This window comes from Phycisphaerae bacterium, assembly GCA_024102815.1.
Lineage (GTDB): Bacteria > Planctomycetota > Phycisphaerae > UBA1845 > UBA1845 > JAGFJJ01.
The window spans coordinates 59,002-82,587 of the sequence record JAGFJJ010000018.1 but is presented as its reverse complement, the minus strand read 5'-3'; the positions used below and the strand labels follow the sequence as shown (position 1 = coordinate 82,587).

14 protein-coding genes are annotated in these 23,586 nt (G+C 63.1%); 7 read left to right on the top strand and 7 right to left on the bottom strand.

Annotated elements, in window-relative coordinates; genetic code table 11:
• Positions 1 to 155: 155 nt before the first annotated feature.
• Both lysS and J5J06_06015 read right to left on the bottom strand, forming a co-directional pair.
• The gene (gene lysS / locus J5J06_06020; GenBank protein MCO6436627.1) at positions 156 to 1,769 is read right to left on the bottom strand and encodes a lysine--tRNA ligase; all 1,614 of its coding nucleotides are present in this window, start codon (positions 1,767 to 1,769) and stop codon (positions 156 to 158) included.
• A gap of 192 nt (positions 1,770 to 1,961) precedes the next feature.
• Positions 1,962 to 5,099 carry a leucine--tRNA ligase gene (locus J5J06_06015; protein ID MCO6436626.1) on the bottom strand — a complete coding sequence of 1,046 codons (3,138 nt, stop codon included), beginning with the start codon at positions 5,097 to 5,099 and terminating at the stop codon, positions 1,962 to 1,964.
• A gap of 193 nt (positions 5,100 to 5,292) precedes the next feature.
• Here J5J06_06015 and J5J06_06010 point away from each other — a divergent pair, with 193 nt between their 5' ends.
• The 4 genes from J5J06_06010 (at position 5,293) to J5J06_05995 (ending at position 11,321) form a co-directional block, all read left to right on the top strand.
• Entirely contained in the window at positions 5,293 to 6,213 is a 921-nt protein-coding gene (locus J5J06_06010) for a zinc ribbon domain-containing protein (GenBank protein MCO6436625.1), read from the top strand.
• A gap of 344 nt (positions 6,214 to 6,557) precedes the next feature.
• The gene (locus J5J06_06005) at positions 6,558 to 9,371 is read left to right on the top strand and encodes a hypothetical protein (protein ID MCO6436624.1); all 2,814 of its coding nucleotides are present in this window, start codon (positions 6,558 to 6,560) and stop codon (positions 9,369 to 9,371) included.
• Positions 9,372 to 9,692: 321 nt separating this feature from the next.
• Positions 9,693 to 10,274: a CAP domain-containing protein gene (locus J5J06_06000; GenBank protein MCO6436623.1), complete on the top strand. Its 582-nt coding sequence runs from the start codon at positions 9,693 to 9,695 to the stop codon at positions 10,272 to 10,274.
• A 150-nt stretch (positions 10,275 to 10,424) separates the two neighbouring features.
• Positions 10,425 to 11,321: a fumarylacetoacetate hydrolase family protein gene (locus J5J06_05995; protein MCO6436622.1), complete on the top strand. Its 897-nt coding sequence runs from the start codon at positions 10,425 to 10,427 to the stop codon at positions 11,319 to 11,321.
• An 84-nt stretch (positions 11,322 to 11,405) separates the two neighbouring features.
• Here J5J06_05995 and sppA read toward each other — a convergent pair whose 3' ends face one another.
• Entirely contained in the window at positions 11,406 to 12,419 is a 1,014-nt protein-coding gene (gene sppA / locus J5J06_05990; protein MCO6436621.1) for a signal peptide peptidase SppA, read from the bottom strand.
• Positions 12,420 to 12,667: 248 nt separating this feature from the next.
• Between sppA and J5J06_05985 the strand changes: the two genes are divergently transcribed.
• Positions 12,668 to 13,048 carry a metallopeptidase family protein gene (locus tag J5J06_05985; protein MCO6436620.1) on the top strand — a complete coding sequence of 127 codons (381 nt, stop codon included), beginning with the start codon at positions 12,668 to 12,670 and terminating at the stop codon, positions 13,046 to 13,048.
• A 245-nt stretch (positions 13,049 to 13,293) separates the two neighbouring features.
• Here the strand turns inward: J5J06_05985 and J5J06_05980 are convergent, their stop codons facing one another.
• Positions 13,294 to 16,212: a glycosyl hydrolase gene (locus J5J06_05980; GenBank protein ID MCO6436619.1), complete on the bottom strand. Its 2,919-nt coding sequence runs from the start codon at positions 16,210 to 16,212 to the stop codon at positions 13,294 to 13,296.
• 412 nt (positions 16,213 to 16,624) lie between these two features.
• On the opposite strand from J5J06_05980, the gene J5J06_05975 reads away from it, so the two are divergent.
• Together J5J06_05975 and J5J06_05970 are read left to right on the top strand one after the other, a co-directional pair.
• Positions 16,625 to 19,936, top strand: a complete 3,312-nt coding sequence (locus tag J5J06_05975; protein MCO6436618.1) for a glycosyl hydrolase — start codon at positions 16,625 to 16,627, stop codon at positions 19,934 to 19,936.
• A gap of 123 nt (positions 19,937 to 20,059) precedes the next feature.
• Positions 20,060 to 20,824, top strand: a complete 765-nt coding sequence (locus J5J06_05970) for a class I SAM-dependent methyltransferase (protein ID MCO6436617.1) — start codon at positions 20,060 to 20,062, stop codon at positions 20,822 to 20,824.
• A gap of 69 nt (positions 20,825 to 20,893) precedes the next feature.
• On the opposite strand, the gene J5J06_05965 is transcribed toward J5J06_05970, so the two are convergent.
• From J5J06_05965 to J5J06_05955, 3 genes are all read right to left on the bottom strand, one after another.
• The gene (locus J5J06_05965) at positions 20,894 to 21,763 is read right to left on the bottom strand and encodes a zinc ribbon domain-containing protein (GenBank protein MCO6436616.1); all 870 of its coding nucleotides are present in this window, start codon (positions 21,761 to 21,763) and stop codon (positions 20,894 to 20,896) included.
• Between the two features lie 82 nt (positions 21,764 to 21,845).
• Positions 21,846 to 22,721, bottom strand: coding sequence for a hypothetical protein (locus J5J06_05960; GenBank protein MCO6436615.1), 876 nt, complete (start codon positions 22,719 to 22,721; stop codon positions 21,846 to 21,848).
• 112 nt (positions 22,722 to 22,833) lie between these two features.
• The gene (locus tag J5J06_05955; protein MCO6436614.1) at positions 22,834 to 23,544 is read right to left on the bottom strand and encodes a glycosyltransferase family 2 protein; all 711 of its coding nucleotides are present in this window, start codon (positions 23,542 to 23,544) and stop codon (positions 22,834 to 22,836) included.
• Positions 23,545 to 23,586 lie beyond the last annotated feature (42 nt).

The window sequence follows — 23,586 nt, the reverse complement described above, 5'->3', positions numbered from 1 at the left end:
CCCACTGCGGGCACGCTGCGCGCCGACGATCACGACCCTGCTGGTCTGGGACTGCTTGGGATCCAGGCGGTTTGCTTTCAGAAAACAGGCGTCACTGCACACCGAACAGACTGCGGCTGCGGAACCGCGCCGCACGGCAACGCCTCGCCGTCGATTCAGCCCCCTCCCCCCGGACGCTGGAGCGGGAACAGGATCACATCCCGAATACTCGGCGAATCGGTCAGGAGCATGACCAGACGGTCGATGCCCACGCCCAGACCACCCGCGGGGGGCATGCCGTATTCCAGCGCCGTGATAAAATCCTCGTCCATGACGGCCATGGTTTCATCGCCCTCGCCGGCCACGGTTCGTGAGAGATTCGCCCGCTGCACGTCGGGGTCGTTCAGCTCTGAATATGCGTTGCCGAGTTCCATCGCCGCGGCGAAGGCCTCGAAGCGCAGAGCGATCGAGTCGTCCTGCGGATGCCGTCGCGTGAGCGGGCAGATCGCCGCCGGGTAATCCTTGACGAACGTCGGCTGAATCAGGTGGTGCTCCACCGTGGCCTCGAACACCTCGTTGGCAATGACCGCGTCGTCCTTCCCGGCCGTTGCGATCTCCAGCGCCGTCGCCTTGGCTCGAACCGCGGCGGCGTCTTTCATCCGCACGCCGGCGTATTCCTCCAGCAGGTCATCGTAGCACCGTCGCGGCCAGGGCGGAGTGAAATCCAGCAACTTTCCGTGATACACGCCCGTGAGTCGCCCGGTGGCAATTCCCGCCGCCGCTTCCCGATAGGCCTCGACGTGCTCCCTCTGGGCGAATTCCTCCGCCTCGGCCGCGCGATCGGATGCGCGAAGGCGCTCGATCTCGGCCTCGATTGCCGCCAGCCGCGCCGGGACGCCCGTTTTCGTCGCCGCGGCAAACGCCGCCGAGACCATTCCCTCGACCCGCTCCATCATTACCTCGTAGTCGGCGTAGGCCTCATAAAGCTCGATCATGGTGAATTCGGGATTGTGCCGCGTGCTGATGCCTTCGTTGCGGAAATTGCGGGCGATCTCGAACACGCGGTCGATTCCACCGACCAGCAGCCGCTTGAGGTACAGCTCGGGACTGATGCGGAGGAACAGGTCGATATCGAGCGTGTTGTGATGCGTGGTGAAGGGTCGCGCGGCCGCGCCGCCGTAAATCGGCTGGAGCACCGGCGTCTCGACTTCGCAATAACCGCAGTCGAGCAGATACGAGCGTACGGCCTGGATGATCGCACTGCGCTGCTTGAAGACCTCGCGCACCGGCGGATTGGCGAACAGGTCCACATAGCGGCGGCGGTAGCGGAGGTCGACATCGGTGAGTCCGTGCCATTTCTCCGGCGGTGGCAGGACCGCCTTGCAGAGCAGCTTGAGCTGGTCCGCCCAGACGGTCAGCTCGCTGGTTTTGGTTCGACCTAACGTGCCGTCCGCGCCGAGGACATCACCGAGATCGAGCTGCTTGAGCACCTCCCAGCCGGCCTCGCCGACTTCGGCCTTGCTCACGCCGATCTGGATGCGCCCGGATTCGTCCTGAATGGTCAGGAACGCCAACTTGCCCATGACGCGGAGCAGCACGATGCGCCCCGCGACGCGCACGCGGAGATCGGTACGTTCGCCGTCGGCGATGTGCAGGCTGTCGGCCTGCTTGCGGACGGATGCCGTGGCGGTGACGCCGTCGTAACGCCAGCCGTAGGGATCGACGCCGATGGCGCGCAGGGCGTCCCGCTTGCGGATTCGCTGAGAACGAAGTTCGGCTTCATCGGCCATGAGTGTTCCCGTCGCGTCGATTTATGCCTGGAATAGCGGACGCGTTCCCGTGATCCTACTTCAGCCGCAGTTGGCAAACAACGACGCGCGCCGCGTGCGTTCCATTGCGCGCGGCTATCGATAAGAATGCTCAACATGCAATGTCGAGCGGTGAATCCCGGGGCGCGCCGCACTCGCGGTTACGCGCCGGCGCTAATTCGCCACGATGTTTACCAGCCGCCCGGGGATGACGATCACCTTGCGAACCGTCTTGCCCTCCAGCCCTGATTTTACTTTCGCATCCGCCAGGGCGGTTTCGCGCATCGCCGTCTCGTCCGCATCGGCCGGGACCATGATCCGCGCCTTGACCTTCCCGCTGATCTGTACGGCTATTTCGATCTGCGTTTCGCGGGCCAATTCCGCATCGAACGCCGGCCAAGGCTCGAAAGCCAGCGTTTTGTCGTGCCCCAGCCGATTCCAGAGTTCTTCCGCTAGGTGCGGTGCAAACGGTGATACCAGCAGTACGAACGGTTCGATCGCCGCCCGCGGGCGTTTGTCCAACGGCGTCATCATGTTGACGAAGTCGAACAGCGCCGCGATGGCCGTGTTAAACTTCAGCGCCTCGATGTCCTCGGTCACGCGCTGGATCGTCTGGTGCAGCACGCGCAGGATGTCGGTGCCGGGAGCCTCATCGGTCAGGGTCGGCGACAGGTTCCCCGTGCTCTCATCGACGACGAGGCGCCAGATGCGCTGGCAGAGTTTGAACAGGCCGGGCACGTCGCGTGTGTTCCACGGCTTGGCTGCGTCCAGCGGACCCATATACATCTCGTACATGCGGAACGTGTCCGCGCCGTACTCGGCGATGATCTCGTCGGGGTTGACTACGTTCTTGAGCGACTTGCTCATCTTGGCGATGACCCGCGTGACCGACTCGCCCGTTCCCTTGAGCACGAACCGGTCCTCACCGCTTTCCTGCACTTCGTCGGGGCGCCGGTTGAGCCCGCGCGCGTCGCGGAAAGCGAAGCCCTGGATCATGCCCTGGTTGAACAGCTTCTGGAACGGCTCGCGCGTGGAGACGTGGCCCAGGTCGAACAGGACCTTATGCCAGAAGCGGGCGTAGAGCAGGTGAAGCACCGCGTGCTCCGCGCCGCCCACGTAGAGATCGACGGGCATCCAGTAATGCTCGGCCTGCGGATCGCAGAACTTGCTTTCGTTCCACGGGTCTATGAATCGCAAGTAATACCAGCACGAACCCGCCCACTGCGGCATGGTGTTCACGTCGCGGCGGTAGCGCTTCCCATTGCGATCCACCCGCACCCACTCCTTCGCGCGGGCGAGCGGCGGTTCGGGAATCAGGCTGTGCGGGTCGTCTTCCGCGACCGGTGTCGGCTTGAAGTCCTCCATCGGCGGAAGCTCGACGGGAAGCTCGTCATCCGGCACGGCGATCGTCTCTCCGTCTTCGCCGTGCAACACGGGGAAGGGCTCGCCCCAATATTTCTGGCGGCTGAAGACCCAGTCGCGCAGCTTGTAATTGACCGCGCCGCGACCCACGCCCGCGGATTCCAGCCATTGCGTGATGCGCTGCTTGGCCTGCGCGGTGGGAGTGCCATTGAGCCGGCACACGCCGCCGGGGATGTTCTTGTCCGTGTCCTTGCCGGGTGAGTTGATGGCTTCGCCCTCGCCGGTGAAGGACTCGGCAAAGACGCCGGGTTCCTCCTCGTGCAGGGGATGCAGCACCTGCCGAATCCAGCCGTCGTCGCCGTCGAGCACGGCCGTGGCATTCTGAGCGGTGACGCCGCCGACGAGGCCGGCCGTGGAGATGGCAGAGCTCATCAGGCGCTTGATCGCCTCGCCGCGCCCCTTGGCTTCGGCGAATTCGTGGTCGAACGCGCCGCGGTAGAGCTGCTCGCGCAGCCATTCATCCGGCGGGCGAACCACCGGGACGATCGGCAGGTCGAACTTCTTGGCGAATTCGAAGTCGCGCGTGTCGCCCGCGGGTACAGCCATGATGGCGCCCGTGCCGTAACCCATGAGCACGTAGTCCGCGACCCACACCGGGATCTTCCAGCCGTTCACCGGATTGATGGCGTAACCGCCCGTGAAGACGCCCGTCTTCTCCTTGGATTCGGCGGTTCGCTCCAGGTCGGATCGGTTCCGTGCCCGGGCGACATAGGCCTCGACTTCCGCCTTGCGGTCCGGCGTGGTCAATTCGGCCACCAGTTCATGCTCCGGCGCCAGCACCATGTAGGTCGCGCCGAAGAGCGTATCCGGCCGGGTCGTGTAGACGCGGATGGCGTGGGGGAAGTTCGTGTACGAAAGCTGCTGGGGCACGTCGACCGTCGGATCGGTGGAGCGCCACCGGTTATTTTGGATCGACCATTTGTCCGCCCGCGGGAAGACGACCTCGGCGCCGACGCTGCGGCCGACCCAGTTGCGCTGCATGAGCTTGATGGGTTCAGGCCAGTCCAGCTCGTCGATGTCGGAGAGGAGGCGCTCCGCGTATTTCGTGATGCGGAGCATCCACTGGCGCAGCGGCCGGCGGAACACCGGGTGGCCGCCGCGTTCGCTACGACCTTCGTTGTCCACCTCCTCGTTGGCCAGCACGGTGCCGAGTGCGGGGCACCAGTTGACGGGGATCTCGTCGACGTAGGCCAGTCGCTGATGGTTGATGGCCTGTCGCCGGTCGGTCTCACTGAGCTGTGACCATTCGCGCCGTCCTGGTGCCGGGGTGCGCACAATGTTGAGTTCGACGTCGACGCCCCAGTTGCCCTTCTCGAATTCGGCGATCAGTTCGGCAATGGGTCGGGCTTTGCCTTTCGCTGGCTTTCCCTGCGGGTCGGTCCACGCGAAGGCTTCGTCGTACCAGCTCTCGAACATCCGTGCGAAGCACCACTGCGTGAACTTGTAGTACTGCGGATCGGAGGTCGCGAGCTCGCGGTTCCAGTCGTACGAGAACCCGAACATCTTGAGCTGGCGGCGGTACATCTCGATATTGTTGCGCGTGGTAACCGCCGGGTGGACGTTGTGTTCGATGGCGTACTGCTCGGCCGGCAATCCGAAGGAGTCGAAACCCATCGGATGGAGGACGTTGAAACCTCGCATCCGCTTGTAGCGGGAGACAATGTCCGTGGCGCAATAGCCCAGGGGATGTCCGACGTGCAGTCCGGCGCCGGAGGGATAGGGAAACATGTCCAGGATGTAGAACTTGGGCCGGGATATATCCGCACCGGCTTCACCCGGGTTCGGTGTGCGGAACACCTCGTTTTCCGCCCAGTACGCCTGCCATCGGTCCTCGATGGCCTTGAAGTCGTACCTTCCTGGTTTCTTATCTGTTTTGACGCCCTCTGCCATGCATTTCACCGTCCGTTGTCGCGCGTGCCCGGAAACGGCGTTTCCGATGCAGAAAACTGGCCTTTCGCGAGGAGAGGATACTCGGATGGACGCTTGTTGGACAGCATTCTCGAAACGCCGTTGCGGGTCCCGCGGTTTGTTCTGACATTCCGAAACCCCCTAGAATGAGGCGTTGTCGCACAGGAGTTGCGCTTTGAGTTCGCCTGACACATCCCCGGACGCCCATATCGCCGGCGACGATCTAACGTTTGCCGGCAATCTTCCGCCGGGCAATCACCCGCTGGAAATCGCCGCGCGGGCGGGGTTCGGACCGCTCAGTGAACACGTTCACGAGGCGTGGCACGGGGGTGCCGTGCCCTGCGTCACGTGCGGGCAGTTGGTACGCCGGGGCAGCACGACGTGCGAACATTGCGGCCAGGACCTGCGTCCGGAGATGTTGGATCGAATGCGGGCGCACGCCGGCCCCTGGTATGTTCTGGAGCACGTGCGGCCATTCCCCGGCGTTTCGCTGGAGAGGATCGTGCGGCAGATCCGCCGGGGGCTCATTTCGGAGACATCCATTGTCCGGGGTCCGGCGACGGATCATCAATGGCGCTTCGCCGTCGAGACACCGGGCCTCAGTCGTTACTTTAACCGCTGCTGGAAGTGCCACGACAGCGTCTCGCCAGGGGACACCTATTGCCGGAACTGCCGGGCGTACCTGCTTTTCGAGCAACCCAAATGGGAGTTTCAGGGTGTCCCCACGGCCGTGCGATCCACGCCGGGTGGCCAGGCCCGTTCGCCCGGGGCGATTGCAGGAGAAACAGGACACTTGCAGGGGCTTAGGGCGGCTTTGGACGAGTCGCCGTCTCCGCAGGAAGAGCTCGGGTCAAGTTCTGATACCGGTCGATCGAAACGAAGGCAATCGCTGGGTTTTGCGCCAACATTCTGGGTTGTCGCGGTCCTTTCCGCCGTTGCGATCATGCTTCTGCTCCTGATCGTTCAGATTCTCGAGGGCCGGAAGGCCGCGCCGGCACCGGCATCGCGGTCGCCCGACGTTCCGCTTTCGACACCAGCTACCGAGCCGCCAGCGGGATTTACCCAGACTCCCGAGCCGGCCACGACCGGCGATTGAGGGGCGGGTATCCGCGTCTCAAAACTGCCGATTTCCTCATCCTGACGCCCTATAAGACTTCCCTCTATTGACGTTTCCCGGCGAAAATGCGATCATTATATTGGGATATCGGACGACTTGGGCATTCATCATTTCATCCGCCTCCGGGGAGAACGCGCAGAGATTGCAGCGAGGCTGTCTTGAACGATGACGATCGTGCCTGTGCCTCGCGGCGTCGGGGTACGTGGCAAGGGTTGCGCGAGACGAGACATTATGGGACAATCAGCGGTGGTCGCGCGAAGTGCCGTGTGGCGACGTTGCGCGGAAGGGTTTACCGCCGGAAATGAGAATTCGGGAGTACTGCGATGCGGTACCTGCATGTACTAGGCCGGAATATGTTCGTCTGGGCAATCGCGGGCGGTCTGAGCGTGACGACGGCTCTTGCCGCGCCGCGAAGCGATGTCGGGGTACGGGGACACAAGGCTGTCACTCATCCCGGCCAACCTGAAGCTGCGGACGTTCCCTTTAATCCAGGTCCCGAGTCGTTCAATCGACCCTTGCTCGGCGCGCTGCCGTGCGAGGTCGATGCCGATTGCGACGACAGCGTGGACTGCACGATCAATCGCTGCGTGGATTCAATTTGCACGTTCGAGCCGGATGACAGCGCCTGTCCCGATGACGGACTGTTCTGCAATGGTGACGAAGTATGCGTCCCGGCCGTAGGGTGTCGGTCGACGGGCGATCCTTGCGTGGAGCCGTTGCCCATCTGCAGGGAGGAAACCGACACATGCGAGACGGCCGTGACGGAAATCGTTCTGGCGAACGGTCCGGTCTGTCTCGGTGGCTCGGAGTCGGTCGAGGCGTGCATCAAACTGCCGCCGGGTGCGGTATTTGACAAGGTTGACGTCTTCCTGCTCTTTGACGACACGAGCAGCTTCGAGGACGAGATTCCCATGGTCGTCGATCTGTTCGGGGGGATCGTCACGGACCTGGAGACGGCACTGCCCGGAGTGGACCTGGCCTTCGGCATCGGTCGGTTTGAGGACTACGGCGGCCCGGGCAACACCTTCGATGGGGACACGAACCTCAGTCGGCCGTTCATACTCAACCAGGCGATTATCCAGACATCGCGGGCGGATTTTTCGACACTGATCGGCAATGCGCTGAACGCGACGGCGCCAGGATTCGGCGGCGACGGCCCCGAATCCTCGGCGGGAGAGGCTTTGTATCAGGTCGCGATGGGTGACGGTTTCGACGGCAACGGCAACGCGAGCATCCTGGACTCGGGTCCGGCGGGCGCGGCCGCCACGCAAACGGCGCCGGGTCCGAGCGGGGACGTGCCCGGATGGGACAGCTATGTCGGCGTCGGAGACGGTTCGCTGGGCGGCGTGGGCTGGCGTGAGGGGTCGCTGCGTCTTGTCATCCTGGCGACCGACGTCTGCTCCGTAGCGCCTTTCGATTTCGCCGAGGGCATCCCCATGGAGATCATGGGGAACTGCAGCACCGAGCCGGCTTCGGCCTTCGCGTGCTACACCGTGGAGCCGGGCATCGCCCGCTTCGGTTACGTTGCTGATGCCAAGTCGGCGACCAACAACACGATTCTCGACGCGGTCGCGCCACTGGGTGCGGCGACGATTCCAATGGCCGTGTCGGCGCTGAACGCGAAGGGCATTCGTGTCATCGGGTTGGCACCGAACGGGCAGCCGACCGCCGATCCGGGGCCGAGTCCTGATCCGTGCGTTTTCCTTTCCGCGCTGGCGAGGCTGACGGGTGCCGTGGACGAGATGGGCGTTCCGCTGGTTTTTGATGTGTTCGGTGGGGCGGAGCCGATCGCACAAGCGATCGTGGAAGCCGTTTCGGTCAGCGCGACGACGCCGGTGGACGTGGTGCTCACGGCCGATCCGCCGCTACCTAATCTGACCATCGGGACCTTTCCGCCGGTGTTCCCGGGTGCGGGTCCGAATCAGACGGTTTGCTTCGATGTGACGCTCCTGAGCGAGGGTATCTTCGAAGGCGGATCGTTCGACTTGAATTTCCGCGATCAGTGCAACGGGAACATTCTCGGCACGATTCCCGTTGAGATCGCGTGCGATTTCGCGGAGCGCGGACACCTCGGGTGGAACTGGGCGGACCTGTCGCTGACGCTGACGGGGCATCAGTCGATTTACTGGTCGGCGTTGAATGGACCTCCGCCGTTTCCGGCGCTGGACCCCGGTGATCCGCCGGGTCGTCCCGATCCTGAGGGCACGTCCGACCGGGTGATGCGCGGGTACATTGTGGCCTGGGCGGTGGACAACGAGTACAAGCAGATTCGCTGGAATCATCTCTCGGCCACGGCGACCGTGGTGAATTACGTCCAAGGCGCGGCGTGGGAATACAACGCCTTTGCGTTCCAGGCACACAGCGTGGACCACGGCCTGCCGGTCGGGACGCCGGGCGAAATCGCCATGGACGGGCGAGCATACGACGCCGGCTTCAACGAACTGCTGCTGGACTTCTATGCGCCGGGAACCCTGCTTTCCTCGGGTGGTATTGGTGCGATTGTTCGTGATATGGACTTGACGCTCATGCCGCTGGACATCGACCTGCGTCAGGACGGCAACGGTCCGGTTACGACCAAAGCGCGGTTCGACATCTGGAACATGAACGAGTTCAAGTTCTCGGGTACGGAGCGCTGCGTGACGTGCTGGGACCAGACGCTGCTTTCTCTCTATGATCCGCCAAACCATTTCCTCCGGCAGAATCTCCAGACGGACAAGGGGCGGGCGCGAATCGAGGGGCAAGCCAGCGAGGTGTGCTCGGGCAGTACGGACACACCGCTGCTCGGCGTGGTCTCCAAGGAACTGACCTTCCAGGGCGGGCGTGCGAATGGTGCGGCGGGTATGAACCTGGCCGGCGTGGGTGAGCAGAGCGCGACGATTCAATACGATACGCGCGGCCTGCCCCCGGAGCGCACCGCGGACGAAGGTTCCAGCCCTCTCGCGAGCACGGGGCCGGAGCGGCTGTCTGCGACGGAAAAAGGCAGTCTGCTGGTGATCCCCAACGTCGAGCTTCGCTGGGACTTCTTCGGCAACCTGCAACAGAACACGTTCATCACCCTGGTGAATGACTATCCCGGTGATGTTCGCGTGCAGCTCTATTTCGTGAACGGCGATCCGCCGCTGGCGCCGTGGCCGTAGCAACGGACCATTCGGCGAGGCGGCACTTTCAGCAGATCCTAATCGTGATTGAGACGGCCGGCGGATGCGTCGGCCGTTTTCTTGCGCGCTCTGCCCGCGAATTGCCTTATCGGTCCCTATTCGCAGCCGCAATCTCCACGAATACCGCGTTGCCTCATCCGCCGTTCGCCCGGCAAGGTTGGGGTGGCCGCCCGTCGATAGAACTCGAAAGCGCTGCCGAGTGGGTTGCGCGCGTTCTCACGATGCGGGGGTAGGCGGATGCTCTCTCGGAAAGTGCTTTCGAGCATGCGGACTTGGACGGGATTGACTCTGGGATTGTGTATGGCGCTGGTCGGCGCGTGCGTGCCTCTATCGATTCCGTCGGGCGCGCCCGATCCGGCCGGTGGCGATATCGATACCACCGATCCGACTGATCCACCGGACACACAGGGCGGCAGCGTGGATGCCGACGTGCCGGACATTGCGTATTGCGACGGTGTTGCCGACTGGGAACCCGATTTCGCGACGTTCGAGGAGGAGGTGCTTTCGCTGGTGAACGAGCGGCGCGCGGCCGGGGCCGACTGCGGGTCGGCCGGGACGTTCGAGCCTGCTGCTCCGCTGACCATGAACGCCGCTCTGCGCTGCGCCGCACGATTGCACTCCCTGGATATGGCCACGCGCGGGTTCTTCGACCACACCAATCCCGACGGCGACGGACCGGCGGAACGCATCGCACCGACGGGCTACCAGCCGCGCACCTGGGGGGAAAATATCGCCTACGGGTATGCGACGCCGGAACAGGTCGTTGCCGGCTGGATGGGCAGCGACGGGCATTGCGCCAACATCATGCGGTCCTCGTTCACGGAGATCGGCGTGGGATACGAGCCCGGTCAGCATTGGACGCAGGTTTTCGGGGCTCGCTGACCCGCAGCGTCTCACGCCATGCCGCTGCGAATTTGCGGCTGCGCGGGGATCGCGTTACTCTCCATTTTGACAGGCCTCGGTCGGGATCCCGCGAGATCGGAATCGGCGGGTGCCGAGGGTGCGTGTGCGAAGCGAGACAGGGGAAAGTCCATGCGGTTCTGCGTGGTGGAACTAAAGGGTCAGTCGGGACCGAAACTGGCGGTAGGTGTCGGTGACGGGTTGGTAGCGCTGGATACAAGGCCCAGTCTGCGCCGGGCGCTCGATGACCTGGGGGGCAAGGGCCTGATGGATCTGGCGGCGGCGACCAAGAGCAAGCCCGTTCCGCTTTCCGAGGTGACGCGCTGGCTGCCACCGGTGCCGGATGCGCGGACCTTCCGGGATTTCTATGCCTTCGAGCAGCACGTGAAGGCCGCCCGTGCCCGTCGTGGTCAGGAGATGATCCCGACGTGGTACGAGATTCCCGTGTTCTATTTCTCGAATCCGACGTCGATGAAGGGGCACATGGAGCCGGTCAAGAAGCCCGAGTCGACGAAAGAGCTGGACTTCGAGCTCGAGGTCGCATGCATCATCGGTGCGGACGTGGCGGACGTTTCCGGGGAGGCGGCGGAGAAGGCGATCTTCGGCCTGACCGTGCTCAACGATTTTTCGGCGCGCGATCTGCAGCGCGAGGAAATGAAGTGCATGCTCGGTCCGGCCAAGGGCAAGGACTTTGCCAGTTCGCTTGGCCCGTGGGTCGTAACGCTGGACGAGCTGTCCGACCGCCGGGTGAAGCCGGGGTGCTGGGATCTGAGCATGTCGGCGCGGAAGAACGGCAAGCCGGTCTCCAAAGCCAACACGAAGGACATGCACTACGACTTCACAAAGCTTCTGGAGCGCGGGTCGCGCGACGTGACGCTGTATCGGGGGGATATCATCGGCAGCGGGACGTGCGGTACGGGCTGTATCCTGGAGCTCGGCCCGGAAGCGACGGGCGGCTGGCTCCAGCCGGGGGATACGATCGAACTGGAAATCGAGCGACTGGGTACGCTGACAACGCCGATCAAGTAGACCAAGGCAACGGGCAATAGGCAACAGCGGAAGAGAATAAGGCGACCGGCCGCAGCGAAAAAGTCCGCCGCGAGGGCTTTTCTCCTACCAGCCTGGAGCCCAGAGGTACATGAATCGCGGGGTGCTCAGGGCCGAGAGCGATCCCAGATCGAGCTTGAGCAGATTCACTTCGCCGCTTCCCGGCGTGGGAGCGGCGGCGTAGTAGTTGGGGGTGAACTCCGTGGGGCGTGAGTAGCGTACGAGGGTGATGCGTTCGGCGCCGATGCGCTGCTTCACCGACGCGATGGCCTCGCGCATCGTGCTGATGCGGTCGATGAGGCCCGCTTCCAGGGCTTGCGGGGCGGAGTACACGCGGCCGTCGGCGAGGGTTCGAACGCGGGCTTCGTCCAGATTGGGTCGTCCGACGTCGACCACGTGAACAAACTGCTGGTACATATCATTGACGATGGACTGGAAGAGGGCCCGTTCCTCGGGACGCAAGCCGCGAAACGGGGAGCCGGCGTCCTTGAACGATCCGGAGGTGATGGCGTCCGCCTCCATGCCGATCTTGGCCATCGTGCCGCTCAGGTCGACGGTCTGCATGATGACTCCGATACTGCCGGTGACGGTGGCGGGTTGGGCGATGATCTCGTCGCAAGCGCAGGCGATGTAGTATCCGCCGGAGGCGGCCACATCCATGAGCATCGCGACGACGGGCTTGCCGGTGCGGCGGAAGTCGGCGATTTCGGCGTACATCAACTGGCTGGCAACGACGCTCCCGCCGGGGGAGTTGATCCGCAGAATGACGGCTTTGACGGCGGCGTCGTCGCGAGCGCGCTGGAGCTGCTCGAGGAGGCGGCTGACGGGCTGTTCGCCCTCGCCGAAGAATTGCGGGCGGTCGTTGTTCATGATGACGCCGCTGACGTCGACGAGTGCGATCTTGTCGCGGGCGAGGAGCCCCTCGCGCATCAGGACGACTTCCTTCAAGTCGCGCTTGCCTGAAACGGGCGTGATGAGCAGGCTGGGGGCGGAACACCCGCCGACAAGCAAGCCCGCCAGCACCGCCGCCAATAATCGCCCCAACGGCCTTGTTGTGATCCGCTTCACATTTTCGTTCACGCTTTGCTCCATGTTCCAAGCAGGATCGGCAGACTCTCGCCGGCTCCATCCGGGATTGGCGAACTGCCGATCCGGCTTCTATGCTACATTTGCTGCGAGGACCGGACCAGAGCGGAAAACGGTCGGACGCAGAGGTTTACAGGAAAATCAAACGTCGCACACTTCGGGGCCGTCCGCACGCGTTGAACGCCGCGGTTCGCCAAGAGGATCAATGTGTACGCCGCCCCTGCCTGTCGCGTAGTCTGACCATGTCCATTCGGTTAAGTGAGTCCGAATTCGTCAAATTGGTCGAGGAAGCGCTGCGCCGCATCCCCGATACGTTTCAGTCGTATCTGGCGGACGTCGTGGTGGACGTAGAACCCATGCCCTCCAAGGGCGATCTGGCGGAGATGGGCCTGGATGATCCCACCGATTTACTGGGCCTCTACCTGGGCACGCCATTGACCGAGCGGAGCATCGAGGAGTCGATGCGGCTTCCGGACCGTGTGATTATCTACCAGCGAAACCTCGAGGCGATCTGCGAGACGCGGGAGGAGATCATCGACGAAGTGCGGCGGACGGTGCTGCACGAAGTCGGACACCATTTCGGTCTGGATGAGGATGATCTCGAGGAATTAGGTTATCACTGAAATCGGCTGCCGGCTCCAGCACTCACGCTTCCCCCGCTTTTTTCCGCGGGACGCAATAAACCATCGCGCTCGAGACATAGGATAGGCAGCTGCCGGTGCGAAAGATCCGGACGCAGCGGTGCTCGAACGGGCGCTGCCCGCCGGTTTCCTGATTCCCTTTCCAAGTCGCGCAGCGGTGGGTCGGAAGACCCGCCCTGCGCGCAGCCTATTTCGAGCGGCGGACCATACCTTCCGGCACCGTCGCATTAACGGTCATATTCGATCGGACTGGGCAATACCGTGAATGACTTGGTAGCGCTCTGATCGCCTACCGTGACCGTTGCAGTGTATCGGCCGGGTGGTACGAAACGCGTTTGTCCGAGCCATTGCTCCGGATTGCCGAACTGGTCGTGCTTGTCGAGCTGGAGGTCCCAAACCGCGCGGTTGATGCCCGGACGGTTGGCGCCGCTCAGCTTGCGAATCGTGTTATTAAATTCATCCTTGATGACGATGTTGACCTCATCGACCGCCGCTTCGCGAAGCCAGTAGCTGACGTAAGCGCCCATGGGCGGATTCTTGGCGCAGAAGATGCGCTGAGTCCATATGCCACCCAGGGGCATGAAGATGCGCGGCTTGGCGTCGGGAATGTCGAACAAGTGCAACGGCGCGTCGAGTACCTCCTGAGAAAGCTGTGACAAGGGCGTGGCGTCGTCGAGAATATAGATCGACCGGCCGTGGGTGCCGGCGATGAGGTCCATTTCCCGCGGATGCTGCTTCAGGTCGTCGACGCGCACGGTGGGCAGCGACTTGCCGTTGAGTTTCGTCCAGGTTCTTCCGCGATCGATGCTCAGCCACATGGCCTGTTCGGTGCCGACGTAGAGCACGTCCGGGTTACGGAGATCCTCACGAATGACCCTGGTCGACCAGCCGGCGGGCAGGTTGCCGGTGACCGCACGCCACGTATTACCGAGATCTTCGGTGACCAGCAGGAGCGGGTCGTAGTCCGCCGAGCGGTGGCCATCGACCGCGATGTACGCGGTGTCGCGAGCATGATGCGACGGTTCGATTTCCGCGATGTAACGTCCGTCCACTTGGGGCGGGGTGACGTCCGTCCACAACGTGCCGTCGTCGGCAGTGACGTGAATTCGGCCGTCGTCGGTACCCGCCCAGAGCAGCCCCTGTGCGAGCGGGGACTCTGCCAGGGATACGACGGTGCCGTAGGTTTCTGCCTCCGAGCCGACACTCACAACCTTGTCAATGTCGTTTGCGGAAAGATCGTCGCTGATGCGTTCCCATTGGTCGCCGCGCTGGGTGAGCTTGAAGACGTAGTTCCCGCCGACATAGAGCGTGGTGTGGTCGAAGAGAGAAATGAAGAAAGGCGTATTCCAGTTGAAGCGAAAGCGGGGCTCGCCCTCCTTGGGGGCGGGGTTCAATTTTTTTCTTCGGCCGGTGTCCAGATGGATGCGGCTCAGATCGCCACCCTGCAATTCGGCGTAAATGATGTCGGCATCCACCGGATCGAAGGCTACATGAAATCCGTCTCCGCCGTAGACGAACGTCCAGTCGGCGTTGGTGATGGCGCAGCCCTCCTCGCCAAGCGTATCGTCGCCGGTTTCGTGAAGACTCTCGCTCGGTCCGATCCATGAGCCATTATCCTGGAGCCCGCCGCCAACGCGATAGGGGTCGGACATATCGAAAGCGACGTTGTAGAACTGTCCCACGGGCATGTGATTGAAGAAATCCCAGTTTTCGCCGCGGTCGTAGGAGACGTATGCGCCGCCGTCGGTGCCGAGGAGCAGATGCTTGGGGTCGGCGGGGTCGATCCAGAAAGCGTGCAGATCGACGTGGGTGATGCGCGACAGTCCGGCGCGGAAGTTCCGCCCGCCGTCGTCGGAGACGGCCAGCGTCCAGCCCGGCTGGTAGATGCGCTGATCGTTTTCCGGGTCGATGCGAATGCGCGAGAAATAGAAGGGGCGCTGGGAGAGGTCACTCATGCGCGTCCAGGTTTCGCCGCGGTCTTCGGATCGGAAGATGCCGCCGGAGCGGGAGTAGTTATGCCATGCGTCGATGGTCCGACCGCCTTCATCCGACTCCACGGAGGCGTATACGATGCGCGGATCTTTGCGGAATACGTCCAGCCCGATTCGACCGGTGGAGCCGGGCAGCCCCTCGGTGAGCTTCGTCCAGGTCGCTCCGGCGTCGTCGGAGCGGAAGATGCCGCCGTCGGGACCGCCGCCGCGAAAGCTCCACGGCGTGCGCATCCGCGTGTACATGGCGGCATAAACCGTGTCAGGATTCCGGGGATCGATGATCACGTCGCAGCAGCCGGTCAGGTCGTTGACTTGTAAGACCGCCTTCCATGTCTTGCCGCGATCGGTGGTCTTGTACAGCCCGCGCTCCGGATTCGGTCCCCACAGACGGCCCATCGCCGCGACGTACACCGTGTCCGGATCACGCGGGTCGATCGCGAGTTGGGGAATGTCGTGCGTTTCCTTCAATCCGACCCAGGTGAACTTCGCGCCGCCGTCGGTGGAGAGGTAGACGCCGTTGCCCCAGGAAGAGCTGTTCCGCCCGTTTCCTTCGCCCGTTCCCACCCACACGATCTTGCCCTTGCCGCGCTCTGCACGGGGTTTCTCCGGCTCTCCCGGTGTCAAAGGCTTGTCACTCTTGGATTCCTCCGCAGCCCAGCCGGACCAATTCTCCGGGGCGTCGGCTACGGCCACGGCCCCGATCGACGCGGTTTCATACTCGTCGAACACGGGCTGGAAAGTCGTGCCGAAATTGATGGTCTTCCACAATCCGCCGGTGGCGTAGGCGATGAAGAAGGTCTTGGGGTCACTCGGCGCGACAGCGAAGTCGGACACGCGCCCGCTCATGTTGGCCGGTCCGATGCTGCGCCAGGGGAGTCCACGCAGGTCATCCTCGCGCAGAAGGCGATGGCCGTCCTCGCCCACCGTGGCGGACAGGCGCGGTGATTCGCTTTCCGAGGGGGATGCCGCATCGGAGGATGTCAGGGTCGTGACACGATTGACCGGTTCCGTGGCTTGGTGCGGCGCCTCGGATGGGAGATTCGCAGAGCCAGAGGCCGTCCCATTTCTGGAGGCGCGGGCAAGGGGGTGCTGACATCCCAGCATCAGGGCGACCGTCAGTGCGGATGCGACGGCAACGCGGGCGGGTGCGTTCATGATTCTCTCCGAATGTTTGGAACACGGACGCGGTGGTGCGTCCTGAGGGCAAGAACGAAGCGTAACGCCCCGGCACGTGGTTGGGTAGTTGTCGGCGGGGAGCACGGGCTGGACTGCGGGTTGCGGAAACCGGCTTTCGCCGCGGCGGCGCCGCGAATGCGACCGACACCGACAGGTTTCGACGCCATTGCGGGCGGTGTTTTGCAGCGGCCCCATCCGTTTCGCTATAGTACAGGTTCCGCTTCTGCTCGATTCTCCTGCCGGGGGCGGAGGGGAAACGCTCATTCACATCGGCCGCCCGAGCTTCATGTCGAGGACCCGGCGTCCGATAGAAACGATAGCGGCGCCCGCGCCACGTCGATTTGGCGTACCGCCATGGGACGACGCCGGCTTCAACGAAGGGGTTATCTTCATGAATCGTACATCAAGGGTGTTCGTACTGGGACTGCTTGCCGTTGGTCTTGTTGTTTCCGCGTCGTGGGCGCTGAAGGTCGAGGCGAAGGAAGCCGCGGCCGCGGAGGACGACGGTGAGAAGATGAAGGCCGAGACGTTCGCGGGGCTGAAGTTCCGCGGCATCGGTCCGGGCATGTCCTCCGGCCGTATCGGCGACTTTGCGGTGAGTCCGCGCAACCGCGCGCACTATTTCGTCGCGGTCGCCTCCGGCGGTGTCTGGAAGACGGAGAACGGCGGCACGACCTTCACGCCCGTGTTTGACGGGGAAGGCTCGTTCTCCATCGGCTGCGTCACCATGGACCCGCACAATGATAACGTGGTGTGGGTGGGGACGGGTGAGAACAACAGCCAGCGCAGCGTGGACTTCGGCGACGGCGTCTACCGCACGCTCGACGGCGGCAAGAGCTGGGAGAACATGGGTCTGCGAGAATCCGAGCACATCGGCATGATCGCGATTGATCCGCGCGACTCCAATGTGGTGTACGTGGCCGCGCAGGGTCCACTGTGGAACAGCGGCGGCGATCGCGGGCTCTACAAGACCACTGACGGCGGCAAGAACTGGATGCGCGTTCTCAACATCAGCGAGGACACGGGTGTCAACGAGGTGCACCTGGATCCGCGCGACCCGGACGTGATCTACGCGTCGGCCTACCAGCGCCGGCGGCACGTCTGGACGCTGATCAACGGCGGGCCGGAATCCGCGCTGTACAAGTCCACCGATGCGGGAAAAACGTGGCGTAAGCTGACCAAGGGTCTGCCGGATGTGGACAAGGGCCGCATCGGGTTGTGCATCGCTCCGGCCGATCCCGACGTGGTCTACGCCATCGTCGAAGCTGCCGACGACAAGGGCGGCTTCTTCCGCTCGACGGATCGCGGCGAGAGCTGGACCAAACAGAACAAATACATGTCGTCGAGCCCGCAGTATTACAACGAGCTCGTCTGCGATCCGCTGGATGTGGGTCGGGTCTATTCGCTGGATACGTTCATGCACGTCACCGAGGACGGGGGGAAGACGTTCCAGCGCGCCCCGCGGGAGGATCGTCATGTGGACGACCACGCCCTCTGGATCGATCCGCACGACACGAGCTATCACCTGGTGGGTTGCGACGGCGGAGTCTACGAGAGTTTTGATCGCGGGCAGCACTGGCGGTTCATGGCCAACCTGCCTGTGACGCAGTTCTACCGTGTGGCGATAGACAACGGCGAACCGTTCTATTACGTCTACGGCGGCACGCAGGACAACAACACGCTGGGCGGACCCTCGCGGACGCTCGACCGGGTGGGCATTGTCAACGGCGACTGGTTTGTCACCGTCGGAGGCGACGGCTTCAAGGCACAGGTCGATCCGAAGGATCCCAACATTGTCTACAGCCAGTGGCAGTATGGCGGCTTGGTTCGCTACGATCGGCGGAGCGGCGAGCGGGTCGACATCAAGCCGCGCGAGGCGCCCGGCGAGGATCCGCTCCGCTGGAACTGGGATTCACCGCTGATCATCAGTCCGCATGATCACGAGCGTCTCTATTTCGCAGCGCAGAAGCTCTATCGATCCGATGATCGCGGCAACAGTTGGACGGCCATCTCCGGCGATCTCTCCCGCAAGCTCGACCGCAACCAGCTCAAGGTCATGGGCAAGCTGTGGAGCGTGGACGCCGTGGCCAAGAACGCCTCCACGTCGTTCTATGGCAACTGCGTTTCGCTGGACGAGTCGCCCATGGTGGAAGGGTTGATTTACGTCGGCACCGACGACGGGCTCGTACACGTGACGGAGGACGGCGGAAAGAACTGGCGGACAATATCCGTGTTTCCACGCGTTCCCGACCAGACCTATGTCAGCGGACTGACTGCTTCCCGCCACGATGCCGATACGGTCTTCGCCCTGTTCGACAACCACAAGAACGGCGACTTCAAGCCCTATGTGCTCAAGAGCACGGACCGGGGTGCCACGTGGACGTCGATCGCGGGGGACCTGCCGAACAAGGACTATACCTACGTACTGCGTGAGGATCCTGTCCTTCCCGAGCTGCTCTTCGTGGGCACCGAATTCGGCGTGTATTTCACGCGCGACGGCGGGCAGAAGTGGATCAAGCTCAAGGGCGGAATTCCCACCATTGCCGTTCGCGACATGGAAATCCAGGAGCGCGAGAATGATCTTGTCCTCGCCACGTTCGGGCGGGGGTTCTACATTCTGGACGACTACACTCCGCTTCGGGCCACGCCGGACATTCTGGAGAAGGACGCGGCGATTTACCCCATCAAACCGGCGCTGCGTTACATCGAGCGTAACCGGCTGGGCGGGCGTGAAGGCCGCGGCTGGCAGGGGGCGGCCTATTTCGCCGCGCCCAACCCTCCATTCGGCGCGGTGTTCACCGTCTACCTGAAGGAGAAGATCAAGACGCTCAAGGAAGAGCGCCAGGAGGCGGAGAAGAAAGCGGTCAAGGCCGGGAAGGAGCCCAAATATCCATCCTATGACGATCTGCGGGCGGAAGATCGCGAAGAGCAGCCTCAGGTGGTGCTTGTCGTGCAGGATCAAAACGGCGGCGTGATTCGTCGTCTGCCGGTTCCGCGAGAGAAGGGAATCCACCGTGTAAGCTGGGACTTGCGTTATCCCTCGGCCGACCCAATAGAGCTCAAGACCGAGGAGGCCGCACCGTGGGATCCGGATCGATCCGGTCCGCTCGCTCTGCCGGGAACGTACCAGGCGTTTCTGGCGCTAAGCCGTGACGGAGAATTCACGGCGATGACGGAGCCGCAGTCGTTCGAGGTGGTCGCTCTGGAGAATGCGACGCTTCCGGCTCCGGATCAAGCGGAGCTTCTGGCTTTTCAGAAGAAGGTTGCCGAGCTGCAGCGCGTGGTTCGCGGGACGGCCAAGGTCGTGGGCGAGATGAAGAGCCGCATGACCCATGCCCAGCGGGCCGTGCTCGAAACCCCGGGCGCCGACGCTTCGATCCTTACGGACATCGAGCACCTCCAGACGCGGCTGGCGGACGCCTCGGTCAAGCTGACCGGCGACCCGACACTGCGTGGCCGGGACGAGCCGTCGCCGTTGAGCATCATGGAACGCACCATGAGCATCGTGTACAGCTCGTGGTATTCCACCTCGGCCCCGACGCAAACGCAGCGAGAAGACTACAAGCGCACGAGCAAGGCTTTCGCCGACCTGCTGAGCGAATTCAAGAGCATTGATCGTGATCTATCCCGCGTCGAGGAGAAGCTCGAGCAGGCCGGGGCGCCGTGGACGCCGGGCCGCCTGCCGGATTGGAATCCGCAGTAGGTCTCGTCTGCGGTGCAGCGCCGCGCGTGGAATTTGATGCACCCCGGGGCGAGCGTCCGTGCAGATTGAAGCCTGCGGCTCGCATCGAGGGAGCGTCCCTTTCCCGGTGGGAATGGAGTTCGCATGCCCAGTTGCGATTCTACGGCGCGGTTCTCCAGCCGCGTGGATGACTACGTGCGCTACCGGCCGGGGTATCCGCCGGCGCTATTGGACTGCCTGGCGAAAGACTTCGATCTGCGGCCCGAGCATGTCGTTGCCGACATCGGTTCGGGTACGGGCATCTTCACCGCGCTGCTGCTGGGGCGCGGCCACGAGGTCTACGGCGTCGAGCCCAACGAGGCCATGCGTCGCGCGGCCGAGGATCGCTTTCGCGGCGAATCCCGTTTCCACTCCGTTGCCGGATCGAGCGAGCACACTACGCTGCCCGATGCGAGCGTCGACTGGCTCACGGCCGCGCAGGCGTTTCACTGGTTCGATGTGGAGCGTGCCCGGGCCGAGGCCCTGCGGATTCTGCGCCCGCCGTGTTGCGCCGCCCTGATCTGGAACAACCGCCGCGAGGACACGCCGTTCCTGGCGGAATACGAGGCCTTCCTGCAGACGTTCGCCATCGATTACGCCAGCGTGAAGCATCAACAAGCCGAATCCGACGGCCGGATACTGCGCTTCTTCGCCGGCGGCGAAGTCACGCACCGCGTCTTTCCCAACGCCCAGGCCTGCGACTGGGACGGCCTGCGCGGGCGGACGCTGTCGGCTTCCTACATGCCCAACGCCGACCACCCTTCGTATTCATCGATGATGTCCGCTCTGCGCGAGCTCTTCGATCGTCACGCCCATGACGGCCAAGTCGTCATCGAATACGAAACGAGTCTGCACGTGGGGAGAATGTAGGGACCGCCGTGCGGACGATCCACTCTGAACTTGCGCCCGCACCCGCGAACCATTGGCGTTTCCGTACCCTCAGTCCGGCGCGACATGAACGGGCTGGACGGCCGAGCGCCACCTCGCCTGAATCTCGAGCGATTGCGTGAGAGACCTGAAGTAGCGCAACATGGTTACGATGAGAAAGACGGATGCGAATAACTCAAGCAGACCATTGACGCATGTAGTCACAACGGCGCTCGTCGAGAGTTTGAACTTGATGGTGAGCGATGTGTCACCGGTTCCGAGCAACAGCGCCAGGCCCAGCAACACGCTGATCGCCTTGGTGGTCGCGAGATACCAGAACAGCAACGTTGCTCTCTTGGCCAATTTGGCGTCGGGGATCCGCATGGCGAGTTGGCGAATGTAGAGGAATAGGCCCAGAAACGCGGCGGTAATTGCCAAAGCGGCCGCGAAATTAATCACGAAGACGAGAATGGCTGGGAGACCTTCGACGATGATTGCAACGCAGCCAACTGCTAGGTTACCCGCGACCAGTCCGCGGATCCATTTCCTCAGCGAGAAAGTCCCTTCGCTCAACGCCTTGCGAGGTTCTCGCACGGTAACGAAGAACGTTCCCAGTACCAACAGCACATAGGTAGAATACTCGAGTAGGAACCAGGGCACGTTGTCCTGCCACGTTCCTGATATTCGGATCGTTGTTCCCAGTCGCTCGACGACGTCGGCTATCTCGCTCCAAATGATCAGTCCCGCGCCGAAACGCATCCGTCTCAGCCAGCCGGCATCCGCAAACCGCAGCAGGTCGCTGCGGTGGGACAGCACGACCGGCTCGCCGCATTCCGGACATCGTCCCGCCGGGTCGAGCCCGCGCAAGTTGTAGCCGCACCGCGCGCAATAGCAGTCGTCCGCGGGCGGAGCGTCCTGATGGGCGAGCGGCACCTCCATCACGTGAGTATCTCAGCGATTCCAGTGAATGGCATCTGATGCTCTCTTTTTGCGCACTGCTTGCCGGCGAAAGATCATTCGATGATTACACACCCCGGTTTTCGATCGCCTCGGCGAACGCCTTGCGATAGCGAATCAGCATTCGCACGTACCAGAGCAGTCCGATGAGCATCATGAGCGACAACACGAGGGTCCCCCCGGCGAGTATCATCATCAGTACGCCACCCATCGGGGGTGGTGCTGTACCGGGCAACGGCGGTGGCTTGGCGACAACGGTTGTGAGTATGGCGACTACGCCCATCATGACGACCCACAGCGTCGCGACGGTGATGGCATACCAGAACAGATTCCGCGTAGATTTCGCCAGCTTCTCGTCCGGTATGCGCACGGCAAATCGACGGTAATAGACCAGTTCACCGCCGAACGTAACGATCCCGGCCAAGCCGCTCAGCACCGCGATGAAAGGAGTAATCAAATAGGAAGCGTTCGGGTCCATCACGCCGACGAGTCCGCAGGTGAACGCCGCCCAGGCGCTTCCCCGCACGACCTTGCGCAACGTCACCGGGTTTTCCTCGAGGCTGACACGCGGCTCCTGGGCGGTAATGCACATCGTCGCCCAAAGCCCGAGCGCGGCGCCGATCTGGCCGATGACCCTGAACAACTCACCCGGGGGTCCAAAGGCCACGAGTGCCCCGGCCATGAGGTTCAGCAGAATCGTTATTCCGATGCTCCAGTACTTCAGCCTCGTGCCGAAGTGCAGGCGTTTGAGCCATTCGACATCAGCGTACCGCAACAAATGGCCCTGGCGCGAGTCCTGGATCAGCTCTCCACATTCCGGACATCGCCCGTCAGGGAAGAGCCCGCGTAGGTTGTATCCGCAGTGAATGCAGCTCAGATCGGCCGAAATCGACTCGGGCGTGGAATCCGGCAATGGTGGGGGACTCAGCGGTAATTGAGTCATGGCATTGCTTCCTTGGAAAAACAACGACATTCCCCGATGCCGGACAGCTTACCCGACGTATGCATGGAAGGAAATGGCGTATGCGGGCATTGAAATGCCGGCGCCGGATCGTTCAGGCCTTCTTGCCGGTGCGCACTATCTCCCGCCGCAGCTTGAACAGCTCGCGGAACGCCCGGAGGATGACCTTGAGATTCGCTCCGGTTTGACTCCCCGCGACCCGCGCCCGGTGGCTCACCCCGATCTGCCCGATGCGGTAGCCCAGGCGACTCGCCCGCGCCAGAACCTCCGCGTCGATGAGCGCCCCCATGCTTTTCATCTCAATCTCGTCGAAGAGCTTTCGCGGGTAAATCTTGAAGGCGCAGTCGATGTCGCGCAAGTGCAGTCCGAGGACGAGGTTGGAGAGAACCGTCCAGCCCCAGGCGTTGAACTTGCGCACCGCGGAATCCTGCCGGTCGGTCCGGTACGCACTGACGATGTCGAACTCGCGCAGCAGGGGGAGGAGCTTGTCGATTTCCTCGAAGTCGAATTGCCCGTCGCCGTCGGTGTAGAAGACCCAGGGTTTGGTCGCGGCGCGGAAGCCGGCCTGAAGGGCGCCGCCGTAGCCGAGATTCGGCCGGTTGTGAACGGCGCGAACGTGGGGAATCTCCGAAGCGAGCCGGTCGGCGATTTCGCCGGTGCGATCCTTGCTCCCGTCATTGACGATGATGATCTCGTAGTCGTCGGCGATGCGCTCCAGTGCCTGAACGGCCGCCCGCGTCGTGTTTTCGACGTTGGCCTCTTCGTTGTAGCAGGGGAAGAAGACGCTCAGGGAGAGGGGTGACAACGGAGGTTTGTTGAGCAAAGCGAGCTTCCTGGGCGAACTCGG